The sequence below is a fragment of the Mesorhizobium sp. M0598 genome, from assembly GCF_040320865.1.
Taxonomy (GTDB): domain Bacteria; phylum Pseudomonadota; class Alphaproteobacteria; order Rhizobiales; family Rhizobiaceae; genus Mesorhizobium.
This window is the reverse complement of the sequence record NZ_JAMYQL010000020.1, coordinates 37125-61397: the sequence shown is the minus strand read 5'-3', so window position 1 is coordinate 61397 and position 24273 is coordinate 37125. Positions and strand designations below refer to the sequence as shown.

General features: G+C 59.9%; 20 protein-coding genes and 4 pseudogenes. 11 read left to right on the top strand and 13 right to left on the bottom strand.

The features are described 5' to 3' along the window. Positions 1–35 precede the first annotated feature (35 nt). Complete coding sequence (locus NKI59_RS22620) at positions 36–362, top strand: hypothetical protein (protein WP_352706981.1); 327 nt, start codon at positions 36–38, stop codon at positions 360–362. Positions 363–399: 37 nt separating this feature from the next. Here the strand turns inward: NKI59_RS22620 and NKI59_RS22615 are convergent, their stop codons facing one another. Further along, positions 400–1725 (bottom strand): DNA cytosine methyltransferase, encoded by a 1326-nt coding sequence (locus NKI59_RS22615; RefSeq protein WP_352706979.1) that lies wholly within the window; start codon positions 1723–1725, stop codon positions 400–402. Positions 1726–2086: 361 nt separating this feature from the next. On the opposite strand from NKI59_RS22615, the gene NKI59_RS22610 reads away from it, so the two are divergent. The 3 genes from NKI59_RS22610 (at position 2087) to NKI59_RS22600 (ending at position 4169) form a co-directional block, all read left to right on the top strand. After that, positions 2087–2572: a very short patch repair endonuclease gene (locus NKI59_RS22610; protein WP_352706977.1), complete on the top strand. Its 486-nt coding sequence runs from the start codon at positions 2087–2089 to the stop codon at positions 2570–2572. Between the two features lie 117 nt (positions 2573–2689). Then, positions 2690–3304, top strand: coding sequence for a type IV toxin-antitoxin system AbiEi family antitoxin domain-containing protein (locus NKI59_RS22605; RefSeq protein WP_352706975.1), 615 nt, complete (start codon positions 2690–2692; stop codon positions 3302–3304). After that, positions 3297–4169, top strand: a complete 873-nt coding sequence (locus tag NKI59_RS22600) for a nucleotidyl transferase AbiEii/AbiGii toxin family protein (protein WP_352706973.1) — start codon at positions 3297–3299, stop codon at positions 4167–4169. The genes NKI59_RS22605 and NKI59_RS22600 overlap by 8 nt, the downstream gene beginning before the upstream one ends. On the opposite strand, the gene NKI59_RS22595 is transcribed toward NKI59_RS22600, so the two are convergent. The 4 genes from NKI59_RS22595 to NKI59_RS22580 all read right to left on the bottom strand — a co-directional run bounded on the left by NKI59_RS22595 (position 4166) and on the right by NKI59_RS22580 (position 9555). Then, entirely contained in the window at positions 4166–5470 is a 1305-nt protein-coding gene (locus NKI59_RS22595; RefSeq protein WP_352706970.1) for a hypothetical protein, read from the bottom strand. The genes NKI59_RS22600 and NKI59_RS22595 overlap by 4 nt on opposite strands. Then, on the bottom strand, positions 5470–7518 hold the full coding sequence (locus NKI59_RS22590) for an ATP-binding protein (protein WP_352706967.1): 2049 nt from the start codon (positions 7516–7518) through the stop codon (positions 5470–5472). Before NKI59_RS22590 ends, NKI59_RS22595 begins: the two co-directional genes overlap by 1 nt. Before the next feature lie 398 nt (positions 7519–7916). Next, positions 7917–8603, bottom strand: a complete 687-nt coding sequence (scpB, locus tag NKI59_RS22585) for an SMC-Scp complex subunit ScpB (RefSeq protein WP_352706964.1) — start codon at positions 8601–8603, stop codon at positions 7917–7919. 1 nt (position 8604) lies between these two features. After that, on the bottom strand, positions 8605–9555 hold the full coding sequence (locus NKI59_RS22580; RefSeq protein WP_352706961.1) for a DUF1403 family protein: 951 nt from the start codon (positions 9553–9555) through the stop codon (positions 8605–8607). Positions 9556–9680: 125 nt separating this feature from the next. Here NKI59_RS22580 and NKI59_RS22575 point away from each other — a divergent pair. The 5 genes and pseudogenes from NKI59_RS22575 (at position 9681) to NKI59_RS22555 (ending at position 15187) form a co-directional block, all read left to right on the top strand. Continuing rightward, positions 9681–10879 (top strand): annotated as a pseudogene (locus tag NKI59_RS22575) (site-specific integrase). Positions 10880–11017: 138 nt separating this feature from the next. After that, positions 11018–11263 (top strand): type II toxin-antitoxin system prevent-host-death family antitoxin, encoded by a 246-nt coding sequence (locus tag NKI59_RS22570; protein ID WP_352707068.1) that lies wholly within the window; start codon positions 11018–11020, stop codon positions 11261–11263. After that, positions 11260–11636 (top strand): annotated as a pseudogene (locus tag NKI59_RS22565) (PIN domain-containing protein); the annotation flags it as partial. The gene NKI59_RS22570 and the pseudogene NKI59_RS22565, both read left to right, overlap by 4 nt. A gap of 1044 nt (positions 11637–12680) precedes the next feature. Next, complete coding sequence (locus NKI59_RS22560) at positions 12681–14747, top strand: carbamoyltransferase family protein (protein WP_352680931.1); 2067 nt, start codon at positions 12681–12683, stop codon at positions 14745–14747. An 83-nt stretch (positions 14748–14830) separates the two neighbouring features. After that, positions 14831–15187: a hypothetical protein gene (locus NKI59_RS22555; protein WP_352706958.1), complete on the top strand. Its 357-nt coding sequence runs from the start codon at positions 14831–14833 to the stop codon at positions 15185–15187. A gap of 137 nt (positions 15188–15324) precedes the next feature. Here NKI59_RS22555 and NKI59_RS22550 read toward each other — a convergent pair whose 3' ends face one another. From NKI59_RS22550 to NKI59_RS22520, 7 genes and pseudogenes are all read right to left on the bottom strand, one after another. Continuing rightward, a complete protein-coding gene (locus tag NKI59_RS22550) occupies positions 15325–16293 on the bottom strand; it encodes a glycosyltransferase family 10 domain-containing protein (protein ID WP_198030557.1) in 969 nt (322 codons plus the stop codon). Positions 16294–16592: 299 nt separating this feature from the next. Continuing rightward, a pseudogene (locus NKI59_RS22545) lies at positions 16593–16809 on the bottom strand (transposase); the annotation flags it as partial. Between the two features lie 1336 nt (positions 16810–18145). Beyond that, positions 18146–18331 (bottom strand): hypothetical protein, encoded by a 186-nt coding sequence (locus NKI59_RS22540; protein ID WP_352707076.1) that lies wholly within the window; start codon positions 18329–18331, stop codon positions 18146–18148. After that, positions 18270–18506: an FMN-binding negative transcriptional regulator gene (locus tag NKI59_RS22535; protein ID WP_352706955.1), complete on the bottom strand. Its 237-nt coding sequence runs from the start codon at positions 18504–18506 to the stop codon at positions 18270–18272. Before NKI59_RS22535 ends, NKI59_RS22540 begins: the two co-directional genes overlap by 62 nt. Further along, on the bottom strand, positions 18430–18618 hold the full coding sequence (locus tag NKI59_RS22530) for an FMN-binding negative transcriptional regulator (RefSeq protein ID WP_352706952.1): 189 nt from the start codon (positions 18616–18618) through the stop codon (positions 18430–18432). The genes NKI59_RS22535 and NKI59_RS22530 overlap by 77 nt, the downstream gene beginning before the upstream one ends. Then, positions 18569–18766, bottom strand: coding sequence for an FMN-binding negative transcriptional regulator (locus tag NKI59_RS22525; protein ID WP_352706950.1), 198 nt, complete (start codon positions 18764–18766; stop codon positions 18569–18571). The genes NKI59_RS22530 and NKI59_RS22525 overlap by 50 nt, the downstream gene beginning before the upstream one ends. Positions 18767–18816: 50 nt before the next feature. Then, positions 18817–19479, bottom strand: a complete 663-nt coding sequence (locus tag NKI59_RS22520; RefSeq protein ID WP_352706947.1) for a helix-turn-helix domain-containing protein — start codon at positions 19477–19479, stop codon at positions 18817–18819. A 92-nt stretch (positions 19480–19571) separates the two neighbouring features. Between NKI59_RS22520 and NKI59_RS22515 the strand changes: the two genes are divergently transcribed. Further along, entirely contained in the window at positions 19572–20717 is a 1146-nt protein-coding gene (locus tag NKI59_RS22515) for a trans-sulfuration enzyme family protein (protein WP_352706945.1), read from the top strand. Positions 20718–20906: 189 nt separating this feature from the next. On the opposite strand, the pseudogene NKI59_RS22510 reads toward NKI59_RS22515, so the two are convergent. Beyond that, a pseudogene (locus NKI59_RS22510) lies at positions 20907–21903 on the bottom strand (class I tRNA ligase family protein); the annotation flags it as partial. 477 nt (positions 21904–22380) lie between these two features. On the opposite strand from NKI59_RS22510, the gene NKI59_RS22505 reads away from it, so the two are divergent. Beyond that, a complete protein-coding gene (locus tag NKI59_RS22505; RefSeq protein WP_352706942.1) occupies positions 22381–24027 on the top strand; it encodes an MFS transporter in 1647 nt (548 codons plus the stop codon). The last annotated feature ends 246 nt before the right edge of the window (positions 24028–24273 follow it).

The window sequence follows — 24273 nt, the reverse complement described above, 5'->3', positions numbered from 1 at the left end:
ATCCTGCATCCCAAGTTCCCCCACGCATCAAAATCATGATGCAGCAATTTACTACAAACGACGTTCAAATATTGTGTAAAACCGGACCTTTCAGCCCTTTCTATCCGATTATCAATCTCGGTTCTATTGCTGAAGCTTCCGCTGCGGAAGTCCTTGGCGAACGGGTTGACCTCGCCCAGCCTATCCATCTGGCAAACTCGTTTTTCTCATTCCATCACCATTGTCGTGGATCAGGATTCGTGATGCCGATTCCGCCATCAAATATTGATCAAGATGTTGCCGGACTGTACGGGAATGCTGTCCTCGTTGATGTGTGTGCCTATACCGGTGCCAGGCATTGCCGAACGTCGCCGAAGGTCTGAAACCACTTGGCAGCACCTGGGGACTGGCGGATCGTGTTCAGTCGGCATGACTCAGCCTACGCTCGTTTGCCTCGTTGCTCGCGACAGCCTGACGGGCATTGAGGATCGTCCACAGTGCCTCTCCGATCCATCGCGCGAGCAGTGGCGGCACGGCATTTCCAACCTGGACATACTGCTCTGTCCGATTGCCCGTGAAGAGATAATTGTCGGGAAATGTCTGCAGACGCGCCGCCTCGCGGACCGAGAGGCTGCGGCACTGGAGCGGATCCGGATGGATGAAGTAATGCCCATCCTTCGAAATATGGCTCGTGACTGTAGTCGACGGACCGGTCCACAACTGCACTCGAAACCGATCAGCAAACTTTCCAGTATTCCAGTTCTCATGATTGGGTGCGAGTTCGTCGGGAAAATCCGCCGCCTTGGGCGACCGCCCCGCAACCTCGGCAAACACAGCGGCAAAGAAGTATCTGGCGAGATCGCTCGCCATATGGCCGCGAGAACCGTGATTCGGGAGCGTGGAAAGCCGGTCATCGACAAGCCATTTCCGAAGGTCGGTGGGACAGTCGGGGGAAATCCCATCGCCACTTGCCTCGCGCCTCGGCAGGACGTTCATTCCCCGAAATTCAGCCAGATACTCCTTGGCCCGAGCCTCGAACGCGAGCTGAAGTTCGTCGGAAAGATCGGTGTCCATGCCGGCGACAAAGTTCATTGCGGTCTCAACGACCTTTCTCCATTCCTCGGCGCCATCGACGCCGCGGCTGAGCCCGCTGCGCAGTTTCGGCATGCCGCCAAGCACATGGCCGACGGTAGCCTTGAGACTGTGGCGAACCATCAGATCGGCAAGCGAAGAGTTTGGGAGACCTTTGGCGAGGTCTGCGCGAAGCCCCACGACAATCACGCGGTGCCGGGCCTGCGGAACGCCGAAGTCTTCGGCACGGACGATGAAATCCGACGCGCGCGGCACGAAGCCTGTCAGATCGAGCTGGCGGCGCGACCGAGGGTCAAGCGCGATGAGACGATACCGAGTTGCGCCCCGACGTTCGCCCCGAAGATCGTGCAGCACCTGGTCGAAGATCCGATTCTCTCCATCGATTGAGGACGAGAGCATGCCCTTGACATTCTCCATGACGAAGGCGGCGGGCTTCAGACGATCCAGGATCCGAATGTATTCCCTGTAGAGGAAGTGCTTCTCGTCCTTGCTGGCATCATAGTCCTTGATGCCCTGATTTCGAGCGCGACCGACAAGCGAGTAGGCTTGGCAAGGCGGCCCGCCAATCAGGATGGTATTGCCGTCGCTTTCAGCGTGGATTGCATCGAGACGAGCGTTCAAGCGCCTTTCCGGGTCCTCCTTGCCGAGTTCCAACTGCCAGGCCTCTTCGGCGGCCGTCGCCCATTCGTCAGGATATTCGATTGACCAGTCCGGCTCCTCGCCTCTCCCATTGATGTAGGCATAGTATCGGTCCGGCAAAGTGCCGCCGAATTGCCGGAGGAAGCTTCTCAGCCGTAGCGTCGAATAGGCGGCCGCTTCCTTCTCTATGGATAGCGCGATTCGAAAAGCTCGCCCGCCATCTCCCGCAGGAACATTCGAAAATCCTTCGGCCAGGCCTCCTGGACCTGCAAAGATGTCGACAACGGAATATGCTGGCAAGAATCGTGTGCTTTCAGTGTTATAGCAAATGTTGCGATGAATATCAGGTCCAGGCGGAAATGACAGGCTTCGATCCATGACCGACGTGGTGGATCCTCCCACCCGCTCTCGCATGATGGCGGGGATCAGGGGCAAGGATACGAAGCCCGAGATCGCGCTCCGGCGGAGGCTGCATGCCGTTGGCCTTCGCTTTCGGTTACATGCAGCCAAGCTCCCTGGAAAGCCGGATGTCGTACTGCCTTCGCGACAAGCTGCAATCTTTGTTCATGGCTGTTTCTGGCATCGTCACGAGGGATGCCACTGGTGTAGTACGCCGGCGTCTAACGCCGAGTTCTGGGCAGCCAAGTTCCAGCGGAATAGGGCACGTGATGCCGAGGTGCGGGATGCCTTGCACGCCGCTGGCTGGCGGGTTGCTGTCGTCTGGGAATGTGGCTTGCGCGCAACGAGCCTCGGTGAGACGGTTGAACGGTTGCTTGCGTGGGCGGATGCGGGAGGCGGCGACTTCGAAAGTGCTGTTGTCAGACCCCGTGCCAGCATCGACGCGGCCCGATGTCGTTTTTGACGAATTGCGTTACATATCCTGGGTGCATATTCGTTATTCACCCAGGATATGTAACAGCGGCCATGTTACAAAACCTGGGTTGAAATTCACTTTACACCCAGGATATGTAACGCGACCATGACCTCACCGCCGACTCAACGCGAACGCCTACGCGCACTCCTCGACGCTCATCCGATCGTGCGCGCGTATGAACTGCGCAGGGCCGGCGTTTCCGCCCCGACGATCTCGCGCGCAGTCCACGACGGGGAACTGACAAGAATATCCCGCGGCCTCTATCGGCGTGCGGACGGCGAGGTCGAGACGGAGCAGCAGCTCGCCGAAGCAACAAAGCTTGTGCCGAAGGGTGTCATCGCCATGAGTTCGGCGCTCGCCTTTCACGGACTTACCGACCAGATGCCCCGGGAAATATGGGTCGCCATCAGCGTCAAGGACTGGGCACCGTCACCGCCCTACCCACCGATCCGCATCATCGAATTCAGCGAAAAGTACATGCAGCAGGGAATCGAGTACCATCGGATTTCGGGCGTCAATGTCCCCGTCTTTTCCGTGCCGAAGACACTGGCCGATGTCTTCCGCAGCAAGCTCGTCGACCGCTCGGTTGCCATTGAGTCGCTGCGCGCGGCGCTCGAGCAGCGCAAGGCGACTCCGGCCGCCATCGCCGAGGCGGCGATGGCGGGCGGTGCCTGGAAGAAGATGCGCGCATATCTCGAGGCGCTGACGTCCAATGGCTAGCGAAGGTGGCAACCGGGCAGCGTCGATCAAGCAGCGGCTTCTGAACCTAGCTCGGAGGGACGGTCGGGTTTATGAGGTCGTACTGGTGCGATATGCGCTCGAACGACTACTCTATCGTCTGTCGATCTCGGCGCAGCGGGATCGGTTCATCCTCAAGGGAGGAATGCTCGTCACGCTCTGGCTCGAGGGCGGAAATCGCGAAACCCGCGATGCCGACTTCCTCGGTTTCGGCGATGCAGATCAGGAACGTCTGAGAACCGACTTTGCCGAGATCATGGCAATCAATGTGGACGACGACGGGCTCATCTTCGACATCCAAGAACTCAGGGCAACAATCATCCGCGAGGACGTGGCATATAATGGAGTTCGCCTGCGGACGACAGCCCTTCTTGAGCGGACTCGAATCCCGGTTACGATAGACATAGGCTTTGGCGATATTCTCTCTACCCCAGCGCCGACTCTGGCATATCCGTCTTTGCTGGGCATGGAAACGCCGAGCATCCGAACCTACCCGCCCGCGGCAGTCATCGCCGAGAAATTCCAAGCCATGGTCGCGCTTGGCGTCATTAACGGACGCATGAAGGACTACTTCGACCTCTGGGCGATTCCTCAGGCCTTGACCATCCCGGATGCAGAGCTGGATGCGGCCATCAGCGCAACGTTCAAGCGAAGAGGGACGTCGATTCCAACCGATCTGCCTCCGGGTCTTTCGGAGGCTTTCCTGCGCGATGCAAGCAAGCAGGCACAGTGGCGGGCTTACACGCGGTCGATCCAGCTGGAAGGCGTCACGCTGGATGAAGTCGTCGCCGAGATCTGGAAGCTCGTGGGACCATCCTGCGCTCGATTGTCCGCGCAACGCCACTAGAAGCGGAGTGTTCCCGGTCGCATCGCATGGGTCGCAACATGGACGAGGATCGTGCTCAGCAGCTGCTCGCGCAGGCGCAGCGTCGCGGGAGGCCAATGCTGGAGCTCCTCGGACATGATGGTTATGACGAAGCGCGCATGTATCAGAAGACTGACGGGCTCGTCGTAGCCTGCGAGTTCGAACTTCTCTTCGCAGAGTTGGATTGCAATGCTGCGCTTCTTGTCTGTTGACAGGGCCCCCGACGGAACAAGCATTCCGAGCAGAAGAGGTATCGGACCGGCCTGCCCTTGCGCCTGGTCACAATTTGCACCTCCGCGCAGCACGATCAGCTGACCCTCCAGGCGTCGAGTCTGCTTCAGCTTGAATTCCTGATCACGAAGATGCGCCGTCGTGAAGCCGAATCTCGCAGTCATTGCAGGATCAGTCAGCCTGACCTCATCAAGTGGAATGATCGCACCCCAGTCGTTCCGACTGACGGCTTCACCAGGAGGAACAGCAAGATGCAACATCCTGTTCATCCGCGCCTTCTGGGGAGCTGTGAGTGTCGGCCCAGGCTGGAAGGTGACAGCCTGTTCCCACAGCGCGTTTCCGTGCGGGTCCTGCGGCCGGTTCAGGATCCGATCACTCAGCAGGGGAGATAGCGCTGCGGCGACAGCACCCTTCCGGTCGTTCGGAGCATTTGTGGCGCCCGCAGCTGCAACAGCCAGGAGGCTGAGAATTCGATCGAGCGCCCCCGGATATGTTCCGACACGTCGCTGATCGTCGGGAATGAGGTCGCCGAGCAAGGCCAGCGTTTCGTTCGCCGCAGCGAGAACATCGCGCTCCCAGCTGAGCAGCGCCTGCAGCTGAGGCATTGATGTCACCTGTTCACGGATGGCTTGGCGAAGGCCTGCTGCATCCCAGGCATTGCCGTTTCGAAATGTAGTCTTGTCGAGCGCGAGAACCGCAAGGGGGCGCTTCGGGGCCGGCAGAAGTTCTTCCAGTCTCTGGGTAAGCCCCGCCCTTTCGTGTTCGTGCGACGTCCAGAGCACGAGAAGATAGGGTCCGTGCTGCTCGGAAATGCAGCGGTCGAGCAGGCTTGCCAGAGTATTGTAATGCTGAACTCCCGCCGGTTGTGCCTGCACCAGATGGAGGTCGCTGAAGAGAATGCGCACCCCCGCAAATAGCGTCGGGTCAGGAAGTCCCAGGGGATCGAATCGGATGCCGATGCAGGGGGCACCCAGGATGTGAAGCGCATCGATGAGCGCATCCAGCTCCGACGGCTCGTCGTCGAGAACGATGTAGCGCGCAGGTGTGAACATCATCGCCTCCCGAAGACGAGTGCGGCTACCGCGCCGTCGTAGCCCTCGGGCACCTCGGCCTGGTCCATGGTCGGGAAGACAAGGCGGCCCTCGTTGAGGTCCATGACGAGGTTGGCGAAGTACAGGCCGAGGCCGCTCCCCCCGGGGCGGCGCGTGAAGAACGGGCTGACCATGGTTGCTGGATCGTCGAGGAACCCCGAGCCATTGTCCGCAACCACGATCGCCGGTCCGCCTTCGTAGTCGGGAACGACATTCACATAGATGCGCCTGTCTGCGGGTTCGGGATGGCGCACCTTTACCCAATGGACGGCATTGTCGATGAGATTGGTGAGCGCCCCAAGGACCAGGCCGGAGGCAAAGGTGGCCGTCGCGTCGGGTCCGTCCTCCTCGAGCGCAGGACATTCCAGCTTGATGCCATGCAGCCTAAAGCGCAGCAGGCTGAGGTCGCGCGCAGTGCGGACAATATCTCTCAGCGAGCCAGGCCGGCTTGTCGTGTTGCGGAGCAGCTGCGATGACGTCTCCAGGATCCCCTGGAGCTGGCCAGCTTGATCGCGGATGGATTCGATCGTCATCCCCGGATCATTGATTGACCCGGTAAGAACCCGAACGCCACGTTCGACCTCGTGGAAGATGATCGCAAGCCCCGCGTGCGACACGCCCGAACGCGCGAAATTCTCGCGCAGCGTCTGATAGTCGTCCTCGATCTTGCGGATCGTGGGTTCGAGGATATCGCCGATGCGGTTCTCTCGGGCCAGCCTGCGGAGTTCTGCCAGCGGCCCCTCCACGCCTTGCGGAGTGTCGCTCGCGGCGCCCGTGAGCTCCCGGATGCGCTCCTTGTCGATGTTGCGCTCGACTTGAAGCACCCAGAGTGCACCAAGCACCACCCGCTGCAGGCGCCCGTAGACTTCATTTTCAACGAAGCCCTCGCGATTGGTCTTCTCATGCAACCCTTGGCTTTCAGCCAGTCCCAGATCGACAACGCCAATCGTGATGTTGCGACTCAGCCGCTTTGTCGGTTCGTTGACCCGCCGCAGATCAAGACCCAGCCAGTCATCGCTTGGCTCGCCGTAATTGTATACGCGCACGCCATCGCGGTACACGCGCACGCCGCCATTCTGGTTGAGGAAGCGCTCCAGAAAGCGAGTATCGCCGTAGAGAGGCAGGACCTTCTTGTCGCGGTCGAAGACATGGAATCGACCCGATACCTTCCCGATGCCCTCCAGCGTCGACTTGTCGGCCGTAATCCGGCTCCGGCGCTTCGGCCTTGGCTGATCGACAGGATCCAGCTCATCCGGCTCCTGGGCGGGTGGAACCTGAAAGTGAGGCTCGTCGCGCTCGACGATGCGCTTCTCCAGTCTCAGGCCCGGAACGCCCACGAATTCGTATCTGTAGTGCAGCTTGGCTCCGTCGAAGTCGAATTCGAATCTGTAAGGCGCCATTTCGAGGAGCTGCTGCACACCCGGCAGGGTGGCCAGCCATTCCGGATGATCTGGGACTTCGAGCTTCACCTCGAAGTTTCCGACCCGGTCACCGAAGGGCGATGCGATCGAGGTCACCTGGCGGTAGAGGTCGCGGATCTCCCCTCTCGTCCATTCGGCGGCCCTCAGCCTGCCGACTTCGATCAGCGTTCCGGTCGCCGCCGCGAATACCTGGGGCGCACGCTCGCGCACAGTGATCTGTGCGTCGGCGAGATAGGTCTCGTCGAGAAGCTGATCCCAGTCGAACTTCGCCACGCATTCGGCATGGCCTTCTGCTCTGGTCACCAGGTTGATCGAGTCACCGAGCTTGTGGACGGCGAACCGGCCGACTCCCTTTTCGCCTAGTGGGAGACGCCCGTACCTGGGAGACCTGACGTTGCTCTCCCGCTCTTGCTCCCGGTGGTCGTGCCCCGGTACCAGCCAGACATGTTCGATTGTGTCTAGAGACATTCCCTGGCCGTTGTCTCGAATGGAGATGATCGCGTCAGCTGTTCCGAGCTTCTCGAACTTGATCGTTACCTCGTTCGCATCGGCGTCGTAGGCGTTCTTGACGAGCTCAAAAAGCGCCAAGCGCGGTGATCCTATGAGCTGATCCCCAAGCAGTTGGAGCAATCGCGCACGAGGTTTGAAGGGGCGTTGCAAGACGCGTTCACCAGTCATTACAAAGAATACCCCCGGATGGTCATGCGCGAGTCAAAGGTCACACATGTCGCCATGTCGACGCTAGCCGATTTGTCGTTTTCTAGAAAGTGCTCCAGCCCATACCCACCGAGTCATCGGCGGCACAATCCGGCTTGATGTGGGTATGAGCGATCCCAAAACAGCTCCGGTTAAACAAAGATCGATTTGGGGGTTTCAAGCCAAATTACAGCTACCGGTGAAATATGTAATGCCGCTTGATCCGGTCGCCTCGAAGAGGGCGAAGGGCGGTTGCTTTTCAAGACGCGCGCTACCGCTTTGCTGTGTGCCTATTCGTCAATGTCGTCGCGATTCATTTGGAAAGCGCTCAACCCAACTGAAATATCCCCCGCGAGCAGCTTTGCCTTCGATAGAAGCCCGGCGTCCTCGAGCGCCTCGAAATCCGGCAGGTCGCGCAGCGTGTCGAAGCCGAAGTGGGACAGAAACGCCTTCGTCGTGACATAGGTATAGGGCGCGCCTGGCTGCGGTGACCGTGGCCCCGACGCGATCAAATCCTGCGAACGAAGGACGCCAATCAGATCGCGCGAAACCTCTTTCCCAAAAAAGCTCGACAGCTCTCCGCGGGTGATCGGCTGGAAGTACGCGACGCACATCAGCACCAGCGCCTCCCCTTGTGACAGCGATCGTGCGCTCTCAGCCTGGCCTGAGGCCGTGCGAATGACGTCACCAAACGCCCTTTTGGTCCGGTGCTGCCAACCGCCGGCGACCGATACCAGCTCGTAGGGCCGGCCGGCGAGCTCTGTGCGGATGTCATCGATGATCAGTTCGATGTTGCAGCTTCTGCCGACGACACGCGCCAGCGTCTCGCGGGTCACCGGCGAGCTGGCGGCAAAGATCACCGCTTCGACCCGGCCCATCCACTCACGCCAGCGCAGCTCCGCAGGCAGGTGCTCAAGTTCGGTGTCGAGCAGCGCTGGCTGATCGTCTTGTTTTCGCCGTGCGGACGCTTCAGCCATCCTACAGTCCATACAGCCGAAAGGAGGAACGATCGGACAGCTCACGCACCGCCTCGAATGTTTGCAGCCGCTCGAACAGCCGCCGTGCACCAAACCGCGACAGGTTTCCGGTGGTCAGCGAGCCAGGCACGGCATCGTCGTCGAGCAGTTTTTTGATCGCGTCCCCTGCCCCTTTGGCGCGCAGTTTTGGCATCATTGCCACAAGTCTTTCGGCGCGTCGCGACAACTCTGTGGCCAGCCGCAAGGCGTCGTCCGCGCCCTGCGCCAGCGCCAGTGACACGGCGCGCTCAAATTCTTTGTGCTCTCCCGGCCGGATCCGCTTGCCACGACCATCGCGGAATGCCGGCGCGAACGCCTGAGCTATCAGCAGCGGCACCGGCCGCGGCCAGCGAAGTTTCTGCGCCAACACAAGATCGGCGCACCACCAGGCCAGCAATTCCGCCCCCGGCGACAGGCCAACAACCCGGCTGGCGATCGCGGCGGCGGCAAACGGCGCCGGCCGGACGGAGCGGACCAGGTCGTCGATTGCTCCGGGGAGATCGGCAAAGCCATCGTCCCAGCGCAGGCCGAGCAGATCGACCACTTCGGTCAGTCTCGCCGTGTCGATCACCGGTGCCAGCGACGCCAGCTGCCGCCACGCGGCCAATATGCTGCCGGCAGGACCAGGGTCGCCGTCGGCGGGACGCAGATACCAGGCGTCGCGGAGCGCCGCCGCGTCTTCGCTGCGGCCAGCGAGGCGTACGGCGGTTGCGGCGCATCTCAAGGCCAGCCGCTGGCGCCAGGCGCCAGCCCAGGCCGGTTCGGAGCGAACAGAACAGTCGAGCGAATTCAGGGCCGCTCCGGCGAAAAACGCCGCATCGGTTTCGTGTTTGACCGACCCGTCCGGCAAGGCCCAGGCTGGCACACGCGGTAGTAGCGGCGAAGTGGTCGGCGATCGATCGGCGCGAATCATGGAACGGATGATAATTCGCCGGTGCGCTTTATGCCATCGTTGCCGTACAAAACCGCACAGCCTGTCGGATGACGTTAACGAACGATAATGTTGCCTTATCGTTCGTATTGCTCTTTATAGAAGAAATGGCCATTTTCGTCGAGCAAAAGCCCAAAAATCACGCTGAGCGACCCTCCGGAGCGTCCCACAGCACAGGGCTGGCCGACGATGTTTCGGCTGCGCGGACGTCGGCCGATCTCGTGGCACAGGCCGAGGACGACCTGCCTGACATCATCGACGTCGTTCTGGAGATGGGGAAGACGCCGGAAGAGTCGGCCGAAACTCCCTCCCCTCCTCCGGCCATCGCCAATCCCCGCCTGCCGACACATCTCGACGCGCTCGCCGGCCGCGCGCGAGAGTATGTCGAGGCGGCGAGCTCGGCCAACACGCGCCGCGCCTATGGATCGGATTGGCGGCAGTTTTCGAGCTGGTGCCGGCGCCAAGGCGTCGAGGTGGTTCCGCCCGATCCCCAGGTGGTTGGACTTTACATCACGGCCCTTGCATCCGGCACGGCCTCTGGGGGCAAAAAAACGGTGGCGACGATCGAGCGCCGGCTATCCTCGCTGACCTGGAATTATACGCAGCGTGGCGAGCCGCTCGATCGAAAGGACCGCCATATCGCCACCGTGCTCGCCGGCATCCGTAAGAGCCACGCAAAACCGTCTGTGCAGAAGGAGGCCATACTTCCTGAAGACCTGATCGCCATGCTGCAGACGCTCGACCGGGGCACCCTGCGCGGCTTGCGCGACCGCGCCATGCTGCTTCTCGGCTTTGCGGGCGGCCTGCGTCGCTCCGAAATTGTCGGCCTCGACGTCGGCAGGGATCAGACGGATGACGGCCGTGGCTGGGTCGAGATTCTCGACAAAGGCGCTCTGGTAACCTTACGTGGCAAGACGGGCTGGCGCGAGGTCGAAATCGGCCGCGGCTCCGCCGACGCCACCTGCCCCGTGGTTGCGCTGCAGACCTGGCTCAAGCTGGCCCGCATTGCCCACGGGCCGCTGTTTCGGCGTGTCATAGGACAGGGCAAAGCAGTCGGCGCGGAGCGATTGAACGATCAGGAGGTGGCCCGCTTGGTCAAGCGTGCCGCGCTGGCCACCGGCGTCCGCGGCGATTTGTCGGAAGGCGAACGACAGCAAAAGTTCGCGGGCCATTCGTTGCGCGCAGGCCTGGCCTCCTCAGCTATGTGCAAAAGCAGCTCGGCCATGCCTCAGCGGAAATGACGCGTAAATACCAGCGTCGGCGCGATCGCTTTCGCGTCAATCTCACTAAGGCGTCCGGGCTCTAGAAAAAAGTCCCCCCCTCCCCTGTCACGGTCACTCAGTCATTTTTATGTAGTCACGATAGTCACAATGGTCACGGAGGCCAGAATGCAGTCTGCTCCAAAGAGGATGCCAACTGGACCGTCGCTCGGGCCAAGGCGCGGCTGTGGGAAGTCATCGAGCGTGCGCAGGCGGCGCCGCAAACGATTACGCGCAACCGTAGGCCAAGCCTCGTTGTCGTCTCCGCCGAGGAATGGCAACGCAAGACGGTGCGCAAGGGTACGCTTGAGGAGTTTCTGCTGGAGTCGCCGCTACGCGGCGCGGAACTCGACCTTGAGCGTCAACGCGATGAACCGCGTGATCTGCCGCTGGGAGGCTACTGCTGGACACGAATATCCTGTCCTAGGTGACAAGGCCGGCGCCGGACGCACGCGTTCTGGAATGGCTGGACAAGCTCGACGAGGATCGCTCGTTCATCAGCGTGGTCTCGATCGCCGAAATCCGGCGCGGCGTTGCTCTCATGGGCGAGGGTCGGAAGCGTGAGGCGCTGGCCGAATGGCTTGCCCGAGACCTGCCTTAGCGTTTTAGAGCAGAGAGTCCTCCCCGTCGACGAGCCGGTTGCTCTGGCCTGCGCGATCTGATTGGTCTTGCGAAGCGCCGCGGCCGCGTGCTGACGTCAATGGACGGATTGATCGCAGCCACAGCCATTGCCCAGGGCTCACTCTGGTAACGCGTAATCCGAAGGATTTCGAAGGCTTCGGAATAGAGCTCTTCGATTCGTGGATGCGTGAATCGCCCAGCACCACATCCCGAATGCGCGAAGCGACTTTCGAACAAGAAGTGTGGGTTTGCTCTCATACCCTTTGCTGAAAAATGTTGTGACAGAGCGCATGGAATGCCACGCGCTTCAAATCGGAGTAGCCATCCGGGAAGCCTGAAGCCCTTCGAAGCGCATGTCCGGCAGCTATTCATAGCGTGGATGACTTTGATCGAAACAAACGATTTCATAACTCTTCGGAAATCTTGCATGGACAGAAGCACATCCCGCACCGATCACCCATCCAAAGGAGAAAATCTTCCATGCGCCCTGACGTGCAGTGGAGGTCGTGCCGAGAAATGAGTTGCAACTGGCCGACCATGTCGGCGGTTCGACGCTAGTCGTCCCTCAATGTTCCTGAGCTGCGAAGTCTTGCAGGGAGCCAGCTGCCCAGCGCGTTTCTGCTTGTGACAGGCTTATTGCCGCAGGCAGATGGTCGGCTCGTCTGGGCAGCGGATTGGAGACCCGGCCGGCAGCGCTACCATACAACATCAGCGCACTTTACATCTACGCGGTATTGCCGTGCTTCCAGTCGGTGCCATGTTTGGCCGACGCATGACGCGATGCGGCCTCCTGCACAAGCGAAGGCGTTATCGGATGTGCGACCGGCAAGCAGGCGGACAGTGCAGCACGTGTCACTCGCCTGTGCGACGGTCTTTCGGGGAATGAAATCGGGCCAGTTCACGGCGCGGTATTATTCGTCAACAGCCGCCCCTTCGCATGATACAGGCACTCCGCGTCACACGTTCGTGCTGCAGATGAAAACGGCATCGCCGGCATGCAAGTCAGCAGCCGCTCAAGATTCGGATCCAGCCAAACTCTCGGCGTCATGGAACGGCAGGCGCCACGATCGAAGCATCTCATGTTGATTCAGGCGGACCCCTTATGAGGCGTTCTTTGATGCCGGTGATGCCTGACAGGCGGTTGCAGCTGCAAGCGACAATGCGGCCTATTTAGTTGGAAACGGAGGCAGGCCAATTTGGCTTGCCCGTCACTATGTGGAGAAAGAAATGCTGTGTCTAGGAATTAGCGGCGGACTTGACCAAGTCCATGAAAACCGATTCGAGCTTCGGAACGCCTTTATGCACGATGGCGCCGCGGTGCTCGTCCGAGACGGACGGGTGATAGCAGCCGTCGAAGAGGAACGCCTCAATCGGATGAAACACTCCAACAAGCTCCCAATTCGTTCGATTCAATACTGTCTGTCAGCGGCGGGGGTTCAGCTCAACGACATTGATCGTGTCGCGCTCTACGCCAGCGAGCCCTATGCCAACGCCATGCTTGAAGGTATGTCCGCATCCCACCCGGACATTCTCTCCATTCCGTTGGGTGCTAAAACGTTGGTGCAGGATCTGTTAACGCGTGAGTTCGGCACTAAGTTGGACAGTTCGCGTATTTCATTCGTAAGTCATCATCAGGCGCACGCCGTGAGCGCCTTTGCAATGTCGGGCTTCGAACAAAGTCTCATTCTAGCCATTGATGGCTCTGGTGATTTCCTATCGGGCCTCGTGGCGGTAGGGTCTGGCACAGAAATTACGCAACTCGAGGCTTTTCCCGAGAACAATTCTCTTGGGCTGTTTTATCTCGAGACGATCCGCTATCTCGGCTACGGCTTGTTCGACGAGTATAAGGTAATGGGACTCGCGCCCTACGGCGACCCCGCTCCCTATCGCGAGCTCTTCGAGCAGTTCTACGAGCTCTCCGCCAACGGCGGTGGCTACCGTGTTCACCTCGACCGCATCGGTCCGGCGTTGCTCCGCAATATCGAGGTCAGGCGAAAGGGAATGCCCTTCACCCAGCAGCATCGAGATGTGAGTGCGTCACTGCAGGAAGCGCTTGAGCGGATCGTGTTCCACATTCTCCGGCATCACCGTGAGGCCACCGGCATGAAGCGGTTGTGCCTGGCGGGGGGGGTGGCCCACAACTGCACGATGAACGGTAAGCTGCTGTATTCAGGGCTTTTCGAAGACATCTTCGTGCAACCCGCGTCTCACGACGCTGGCTGCGCATTGGGAGCTGCGCTGATAGTCTCTAACGAGATGGGCCGCCCCGCGCCGTGTGAGCGACTGCAGGAGGTCTATTGGGGTCCTGATCTCGGGAGCGAGCGCGCCGTGCAACAGGAACTGAATGCATGGGCCGGACATCTCGAGGTTGAACGCTCTGATGACGTGGCAAGCAGTGCAGCCGACTGGATCGCCAACGGCGCCGTGATCGGCTGGGTGCAGGGTCGTTCGGAGTTTGGGCCACGTGCGCTGGGCAACCGCAGCATTCTTGCCGACCCTCGGCCCGCCGCAAACAAGGACCGGATCAATGCGATGGTCAAGAAGCGCGAAGGCTATCGGCCCTTCGCGCCATCTGTGCTGGAGGAGGATGCGAGCGAATTTTTCGACCTCCCGGACGGTAGGCACGAATTTCCATTCATGAATTTCGTCGTTCGCGTGCGTGACTCAAAGCGCGCCTTGCTCGGTGCCATCACGCACGTCGACGGTACCGCTCGCCTGCAAACAGTATCGCGCAACGCCAATCCCGCGTACTGGGAGGTCATCAATGCGTTCAAGAAGCGCACAGGCACTCCAATTCTGCTCAATACCTCCTTTAACAACAATGCCGAACCGATCGTGGATTCGGTTGCAGACGCGATTGCCACCTTTCTGACGACAGAGCTGGATGGACTTGTGGTCGGGCCCTTCCTGGTAAAAAAGCGGGCTGCAACGCTGCAGGATTGGACTGCGCTTGCGGTTTCGTTGCCGCCCTATGTGTCCCTCCATCAAACCCGCGCTTACAAAGCGCCAGATCGTCGGGAGACTCACTGCGAGATCAGCACGACCCACTTCAGCAGTGACAGTGTGCGAATTTCACACGACTTGTTCAATCTGCTGATGCGGATTGAGGGCGAAGCCATGTTGGGAGATCTCCTCAATACAATTGCGCCGGATCAGGCTAAGCGTGACGCTTTGATGGAGGGCCTGCGACGACTGTGGGAGCAGCGCCTCGTTCGGTTGCATCCCTCACAAGCTGCTCGCATGGATCAAGACTGCGATCAAACGCTGGACCAGCATAACGGGCTCTCAGCGTGATAGCGATGCCGCTATCCAAGCTCGGCGCTTTGGGCGCCGGACCGGCCCCGTGTAAACCTCATTAAAGAGAGAGGAACCCTGCCATGGAAGAATTCTTATCGCGCATCGCCACTGGTGCCGGCATCGGCCCGGCTCTCGCAGAGAAGGCCGTTGGGTTAATGCTGGGTTTCCTGCAACGCCACGCGGCCGACGGTCCCGTTGCGCGCATGATCGAGGCCATTCCCGGAGCTTCGAAATTAGTGGCGAAGTATCATGGCGACGACCCAGACGACGGAGGCGGCCTCATTGGGCTCGGCCAGCAATTGATGAGTGAGGGTCTCAGCATTCTAAACATCGCCGCCCTCGCCAACGAGACGATCGCCTTCGCCAAGGAACATGCCGGCGACGAACTCGTGGACGAGGTCCTCAATTCCGTTCCTGGCCTTCCTCAGTTCGTCTGATCAGCGGCGGCCGGGGGCGCATGACCTCGTGCGCCCTGCCGGCCCGTCTGCGCAGGTAGGCATTCTCCGCCGAGCGTTCCGTACCGATCTCGCCAGACCACCAACCGCCGGGCACGCGAAGCGAGCGTTGGAGTACTTCATGCGTCTCTCCCAAAATCGACCGCAGGCGAACCGATGTGTATAACTTCCGGCGGTAACGGTTTATCCTGAACGCTTTCGATGAAGCCCGCGAGATAAGCAAACGTATTGTATTTCTCGAGAACCAACCGCTTCGCCTCTAGTATTGCGCCGCGACGCTCCTTCCACAGGTCCGAGTTGATGATTCCTTGAATTTTTTGGATTACGTTCTTGTCCTCTGGGTCAATCAGAACCATTGAGTCCGAAGGGAAGAACCTCGTGATTGCCGGGCTGCCGTAATAGATCGGCATTGTTTCAGCAACGAAGCAGTCCATAAGCTTCTCTGTAAAATAGTAATCAGCACGAGTATTCTCGAAAGCTATACTGTAACGGTAAGGTGCGAGTGCGTTCCATTTATCTCCAATCAGCCGAAAACCTCGGCCGAACAGGTCAAAATCGAGCTCCTCTCTCAGCCGTTCCAGAAACGCCAGCCGATATCGATGCCCTTTAAGCAGGGCGATGTTACTGGTAATCCATGAGAGCCGAAGCGGCTTGTCCACGACTTCGCTGACCAGAAGTTGGTCATATGTCTTGTTTACAGACCAAGACCGAGTGATAGGTGGAGACAATACGAATCGGCGCCCTGCATTCTGCCGAGCAGCCAGCTCTGCGTCAGACGTCAGGATGATAGTATTTTTCCCCTGCCCTTCATGAAATGCGCGATGAGCTTTCGTCGGCGGTTCGCCGATTGCAAAAATTATCCTGTTTGGGCTCGCCTCGATATCAACAGGGAGCCCAAAAAGAGAAGCAGAGTTAAAGACAATATGCCAATCGGGCGCGAAGGATGTCGTGCGTACAAAAGCGACATTGTTCCAGATTCCACTCCCCTTTGGAGTGAGATGGTGGATTGCATCATCCAAATTGCCCCAAGAATCCAGACATGTAGCAACAATGGGCGCCGGACGTTCCGTCAACAATTTGGCCGACAAAGCAGTTCCACCCCATTCACTTCCGTTGGACCGGGAGCAACTTGTGCATCGGGCGCAAGACCTCTCTGCGCCTGAAATAGCTCGCGATCCTGATCGATATCAAACACACGATTCTGTGCGACTTCGCGCCATTCGACAACTCATCTCTAAGACCGCGGGAATCCCTTCACTCGTGAAGGTACTCATCGCCATTCCGGATTGCGGTAACACTGGGCAGCATAAACCTTCCGGGACCCGCTGTCGAGGCAATGTCGCTTTGCACTTAACGAGGTTCTTCCTCACTTTGTGTGGTGATCGTTGATCGTCTTCAGGCGGTTGATCTGCCTTTCCGCCTGGCCGTTGCTCCACGGAAATTCAATGGCATTGCGAACGGCGTCAATGTCACGGCGTAGGACCCGAGCGAAACGCGTGATGGCGACGAGCCCGGCGTTGACGGCATCGTCGATCCAGGTGGTCGAGCTTGTCCAATTCACGGCCCCGCAAAATGCAGCGGAAGCGCATGGCAAGCCTGTGCATCATGGCAATCGTGACCGGTCTTTCATTGCGTGAGGCCGAACGTGCGATTGCAGCTCCTGCGGCCGCGCAAAGAGAGGTTCAAGATTTGTGCCAACTGCGCTTGGCCGGAAGGTGGCATAGAGCGGCGCCTGAGAATGAAAGTGCCGCCGCCCAGCCTTCATAGCCGTTCCTCCTTTGTGGCGTGGACGGCTCGAAAGTCGCCATCGCGTCAGATGTTCATCAGGGTTCGGCATAGCCGGGGCTTCCGGCGACAGTCATGGCAGCGACTTCGCTTCTGGAGCCGCTCATCCGGCCGCTAAAAACACATGCGCGTCCTAAGCCGTATTGATCCGCCGGAGCTGACCAAAGCCACCTTGCTCTGGATTGCGGCAATGGCGATTGCGGGCGAGAAGCCGAGAAGAACCGATGCGCGAGAAGTCCTGAGGCCATCCGTCCACGAGACGTCACCAGGCCGCTATGACGACTATCCCGCATCCGAATTAAGCGAACCTACCGTCGTCTTCACCGAAGACGGCATCAACAACCTTCGGCATATCGTCGACGCGCGCAGGGCTGCGGGCCACGCACCGCCCAAACCTACCGCAGAAACCATCGCCCGAAATCATAGCCACCGCGGCCTTGGCCGACCTTGGCCGAACGGTTACGAACAAGCCGTGCGTCATTTGCGATCTGGCCAGGGGCAGCATGGGGTGCGCCATGCTCCGCGATGCCGGTCCAGACATTCGGCGCGCCAAGCCGAAGCCCGCATGACGCCGGACGAGCGCCTGGCGTTGCCAGGACGATGTACGCGCTGTCCCGGCGGGTCCGACCCGATAGGCTTGACCCGGCCCCGCGCCCCCAACTCCACTTGTATGAATGGCCGGGGCCGGCCCTTTTCGGAACCGGCCCACCGCCGCGTGACGTTGTGCAGGATGATCGTCTTGACCCGTCTCGCATCTGAAGCGGGTGCAAGCCTGCCGAACATCCCAGCTGCTTGGTCATCCAACCTGGCTGCGAGGCATCGCCACCGTGGGGCGTGGCGTTCGCTGCCAGTCGGCTCCGATCTCGAAACCGCTATGCCGCCATACCGAACACGCAACTCGGTTTAAGCGCCAGGCTGCTGTTCGAGGTATTGACGAAGCAGGCGACGTGACCGGAAAGGCTCGCGGGGTAAGCAGCTTCCATCGATCCGGCGGCATTGCGGATCTGCCTGGCGATGGCGGCCTGAGTTCTTGTCCATCTGCCGCATAGCGGGTGGTCAGGTGCTGGTCGCGTTTCCGGCGAGCCGAAGCATTTGTCTCTCAAGGTTCACCCCTTGGAAATCCAGCACCAGCGGCTTGTCGGGACAAGATAGATGCTATTGGGATTTGGCCGCCGCAGCCGCGAGCATCGCTTCTCCCATCCCATTGACGCCTCGGGCATTCAGCATTTCACCAGCGTTCTGAATGTCGCGCACCTCTTTGTTCTGGCTGAGTTTTGATTTACCAACCAGGCCGGTGATCTCGATTTCCAGGGCGGCGATCGCCTTTAACCATCGTGTCAATGAAGTCCTTCGGCGCGTCGCCCATCTTCCACGGGGCAGGCTGCGAGGCTTCATGCATCTGAGTGAGCTTCGCCACGTTACGGCGCACATAGCGCTCATCATCCCGGACAGTGATGCGTCCGTGGGGCGTGGACGACGAGACAGTTCCACGTCGGCACCTGCTTATGGAATTCATGCTTGCTTGGATACCAGTTCGGCGAGATGTAAGCGTCGGCCGCAGGGAAGATAACGAGGACTTCATCGCCATTGGCAACTTCCTCCCAGACTCGATTTTTTGCGTGCAACATGGCAATTGAGGACGCCTTTGTCTCCCTTCGAGCCGTCAAGCTCGAAGGGAATGTGGTTCGCGTCGAGTGTGCCTTTGCTGTGGGTGACCAGGATACCGAGCGGATGTCTCTCGATTAGGTCAAGCAGGTGTTGTGATCGGGACGGCAAAATGGGGCGGAGCGTACAACGGTGGATCTCCTGTCGCGAATGGGCGGTCGTTAGCGAGCGGCGGTGTCTTGCGGAACGAGCCCGGGCATCTTCGATGCCGGCGAAGAGGGCCCCGGATCTCGCTGTCCACCACGCTCAAGAACTGCCATCGAGAAGTGGGCAGGCAGATCAGATGCCGCCGCGTATGAGTGCGGTTGGTCAGTGACAAGCCGCACACTCTCGCCTTGGCTCAAAATTACTGCGTGGGTACCCACCACTACACTTAGGGACCCCTGAGTCACCGAGATCAACTCGCGCGTATCCGGACTATGAGCATCTGCGGAAAACACGTCGCCCGGCATGATGGCCCAGCTCCACAGTTCGAACATCGTTCGTCCCGAGATCGATGAATGAAGTTGTGCAAAGCTTCCTTTAGCGCTTGTCCAAAGCGTCCTCGCCTCTGTCCGCTCAATAGGAAGGCGAACTGTGGAAGGATGGTCATTCAACAAATCGGCCACCGAAAGCGAAAACGCCGCCGCCAGTCGGCAAAGTATGCCGATGCTGGGGTTCGCCTTGCCTTGCTCCAGCGTGACGACGGTTCCCTTGGATAAGCCGCTCAGTTTTGCCAGTCGATCCAGGGTCAGGTTTTGGTCGCGCCTCAATTGTCGGATCCGAACCGCTATCGCTTGGCCAAGCACCCGCTCGGGGTCCAACGCTGTCGTAACATCGGTCATTATATTGACTTAGTGCCTCGGCTCACTTATTACGGTCAATATAATGACCGGCCTGAAATTGTGCAACTGCCCCGTTAGCGAGGAAATGACCGATGCGTTTTGAAACAAAGGCGATCCATTGCGGCCGAGCTGTCGACGCTTCCACGGGGGCGGTGTCCCTGCCGCTGAACACCAGCACGACATTCCAACGTAGCGTCGACGGCTCGTTTCCTTCCGGATTCGAATACACCCGGGATGGAAATCCGACACGCAACGCGTTCGAAATGGCCATGGCCGCGCTCGAGGGCGGAGAAGATGGCATTGCCTTCTCGTCGGGCATGGCTGCAATCGCTGCAGTCTTTGAGAGCCATCCGTCGACGGGTCGGATCGTTCTGCCGGATGACATGTATTTCGGCATTCGTTCGCTGATTGACGAGACCGACATTGGGTCTCGCTTCGACTTTGCGGCCGTCGACATGCGCGATCTGGATGCCGTGCGCGCCGCGGTCACGTCGAAGCGGACTGGCCTCGTCTGGGTCGAGACGCCGTCAAACCCGATGATCCGGGTTGTCGACATTTCGGCCATCTGCAAAATCGCGCACGAGGCTGGCGCCTTGGCCGTAGTGGACAACACGTGGGCAACTCCAGTGCTTCAACGGCCCCTCGAAGTTGGGGCGGACGCGGTTATGCACTCGGCGACAAAGTACATCGGCGGCCACTCGGACTTGATGGCGGGCGTCGTCATTGTCCCGCACTCGTCACCCTTCGGTCACCCACTGCGGATGGTCCAGAAACACAAGGGCAGCGTCGCAGCGCCATTCGACTGTTGGCTGGCATTGCGGGGCCTGCAGACATTGTCGGTACGCATGCGCGCGCATTGCGAAGGCGCCCAGAAGGTTGCTGAGGCTTTGGCGTCTCATCCGCGTGTCGAAAAAGTACTTTTTCCTGGCCTGCAAACTGATCCGGGACACGATCTCGCTAAGCGGCAAATGAGCCATTACGGAGCGATGCTATCCTTTATCGTCAAAGGCGGAGCCGATGCTGCGATGGCCGTGGCCGGCCGCCTCGAGGTTGTTGCCCGGGCGACAAGCCTTGGCGGGACCCACTCTCTGATTGAGCATCGCGCATCCGTCGAGGGTGCCAAGTCCAAGGCGCCAGGCGGATTACTGCGAATGTCAGTGGGACTTGAGCATCCTCAGGACATTATCGATGATCTGATGCAGGCCCTAGGCGGAACCTTCAAAGCGGCGGCCGAATGACGCGGGTGCAAGAACTCTGGCAGCGCTTTACGTGGCGGCTGGCGCAGCAATGCGGCCTGCTACGGTTGGGCGCCTAGATCAGGCAAAGCATCTTCGACGATGCTTAGATTTCGATCGAAAATCTCGGTGTCGGATGCGTTGGCGCGGAGAGACCGCACCTTGTTCAGGATCGCCGCAACCGCCGCTTCAGGCCTGGCGATGCGGCTCGACCTTTTCGAGGAAACCGCCGGTATCAGCTCGGCGATCTTCTTGTGCGCGACTAAACGGTCGAGACCGTCGAGCTCGTCCCAGACCGCCTGGCGCTCCGGCGTCACCTCCAGCCCGGCGAGAAAGTCGTCATTGTCCGTGAGGGTGACCGCCGCCTCTACGGTGAGAATATTGATCGCCGGCAACTTATGGCGCCTGCCGACCTCAAATTCGTTGAAGTCATGCGCCGGCGTGATCTTGACCGCACCGCTGCCTTTTTCGGGATCGGAATACTCGTCCGCCACCACCGGGATCTTGCGGCCGACGATCGGCAGGATGAGGTTCTTGCCGACGAGATGCCGGAAACGCTCGTCGTCGGGGTGGACTGCGACAGCCGTATCGCCCAGCATCGTCTCGGGGCGGGTCGTCGCAACGGTGATGAAGGTTTTCGGATTTTCCGGATCGAACGTCTTGCCTTCGACCGGATAGCGGAAGTGCCAGAGGTTGCCGTTGACTTCCTGCTGCTCGACCTCGAGATCCGAGATGGCGGTCAACAGCTTCGGGTCCCAGTTCACAAGGCGCTTGTCCTTGTAGATCAGCCCTTCCTTGTAGAGCGTCACGAACACTTCGAGCACCGCCCTGGACAGGCCCTCGTCCATGGTGAAACGCTCCCGGCTCCAGTCGGCCGAGGCGCCCAGCCGCTTCAACTGATGAGGATCGCGCCGCCGGTCTCGATGAGCTCATCGCGCGTCAGGTTGCGGCGGTGGATCTGCTTCTCCATCAGCTGGCGCTCGACCACCATCTGTGTGGCGATCCCGGCATGATCCATGCCCGGCTGCCAAAGGACATTCTTGCCGCGCATGCGCTCGAAGCGCACCAGAATGTCCTGCAGCGTGTTGTTGAGCGCATGACCCATATGCAGCGAGCCGGTGACGTTCGGTGGCGGGATGACGATGGTGAAGGCTTCCGCGCCCTCCTCGGCGCCTGCGCCGGCACGAAACGTCTTTTACAAGCGTATTATGTTTTTTTTGCGCATAGACCAACGAGTTGAACGGCGGCCCCATGAATCGCCGATGTGTAGGTCGGGCAAAGGCGCCCACCAGCTCGTACTTGTCAAGACGATGCCACCCTTGATCTTGCACCCGCCTCCGATACCAGCGATGCACTGCGTCGTATGCTCATGCCTGTCAGGATGGGATGGGCGCTGCTAGCACAGTGGCAGTTTGACAACCCGGCCATCGGGGCGGTAGCACCGTCCAAGGCCAAGAGTCGCAGGGCAGACCGCACCCCATCGGGCTGCGCGACCCAGACCAGCTGACGCCCAACTGGCACACTCATCGCGCATCAGCACCGTGGATGCGACATCTACTTTGTTGCGAGCGCGATATCGGAACTTGGTTGTGACGCAGCTGTGCGTAAGCGCACCGCTGTCAGCAAGTGAGTGAGTGAAAGAACTACGTGGTGGAGGTGAGAAGTCATGCGGCGCCAAGATTCCCCGCCCTTTGCGGCAAACACACTGATCCCTCTTCAGAATCCGGTCTTTCGTTCGATCTGGACAGCCACGCAGATATCCAGCCTTGGCTGGCTGGTGCAGAGCGTGGCTATAAGCTGGCTTATGGCAACGATTTCAGCCTCCGATCTGATGGTTGCGCTCGTGCAGGCTGCATCGACACTGCCCGCCTTCTTCTTGTCGATCCTTGCTGGAGCGATTGCAGACAGCTTCAGCCGCCGCGGCGTGATGCTTGCCGGACATTGCCTGATCGCACTGGCATCCACGGCGCTGGCTCTCTCTGTTGGACTGGGCTTTGTCAGTCCATGGCTGATCTTGGGACTGTGTTTCTTGGCGGGATGCGGCTTTGCCTTGAATGATCCAGCCTGGCACGCCTCGGTCGGCGACATCCTGGAAAAGCGCGACATACCCGCTGCAGTGACGCTGATGTCGGTGGGGTACAACGTGGTTCGGAGCATAGGACCGGCGCTGGGCGGTGTAATTTTGGCTTTGCTGGGCCCCCTTACGGCTTTCGCCTTCGCTGCGCTGACCGACCTGGTCCCGTTGAGCGCTGTGCTGCGCTCCAAGTGGCAAGTTCGCTCTTCGCCTCTTCCGCGCGAGCGGATGACGACGGCCATTCATGATGGCATGCGCTTCACGGCAATCTCCTCTGAGATCAGAGTGGCGATCGTGCGCGCAACCCTGTTCGGGCTGTCAAGCATCTCGATCCTTGCTCTGCTCCCCCTCGTGGTTCGCGACCAACTGGCGGGCGGGCCAATTGTTTACGGCGTCCTGTTAGCCGGCTTCGGCACAGGCGCCTTCATCGCGGGCATTGGCAATAGCTACTTGCGACGCATCACGTCCCAAAATCGATTGATCACGCTCGCGTCCGTTGCTTGCGCAACGTGTTGCCTTTTACTGGCTCTCACATCATCGGTGGCCGTAGCAGCGATCGCGCTTGCAATCGCTGGCGCAGGCTGGGTTGTCACCTGGACCGGAACCGACGTGTGTGTGCAGTTGGCAAGCCCAAGGTGGGTCGTTGGTCGCACCCTGTCGATCTATTACGCCCTGACCTACGGCGGCATGGCAGCGGGCAGCTGGATCTGGGGTGCTGTCGCGCAGTACTATTCCCTGACGTGGGCTTTGGAAGGTGCTGCAGCGGCGCTGTTGCTGGTTGCAGCTGTGGGAAAGCTATTGCCGGTACGGCTATGGGAGGAATCGGATCAAGGGGCCTTCGACTTCAGGCCACCAGAACTGGCCCTCGATTTGAAGCCCAGGAGCGGCCCGATCGTGATCAAGGTGGAGTACTCGATACCCGAGGAGAATATCGAGGAATTTCTGAGCTGCATGCGCGAAAGGCGGCGCGTTCAGAGCCGTGCCGGTGCGCGGGACTGGACCCTCCAGCGCGATCTTCAGAACTCGACTCTTTGGACCGAGACATTCCGCACGCCGACATGGACGGACTATCTTCGTCTAAACCATCGGCTAACGGTGACTGACAGGGAGGTAGGCGAGCGCCTTGCCGCTCTGCAGGTCGGTGATTCTCCTCCTCGTCTCTCACTTTCGATCGAGCGGTCGACAAGCCCCGCCCCCGCCAGCCAAGTCCAGCCTGTGCCCTTTGTATCGCGCCCGTAAGGAAACCAGTAACTTTTCTGGGCTCGGACACGGGAATGGCCGAGACCTACTCCTTCTTTCGTCGGGTCAGCCCGGATTGCCATACGTTGCGGCCGGTTAGGCGAGCATGAGGATTTGTGTGGCACGTATGTCCACCACGGGCCCATGTCCAGCCCCACCGCCTCTGCCATCAGATCGGCTTGGGCACGGGTTCAGGTCGCCTGTCCCCCTGCATCGCGGCGAGCAGCGGGGAGCAAGGGGGGCGGA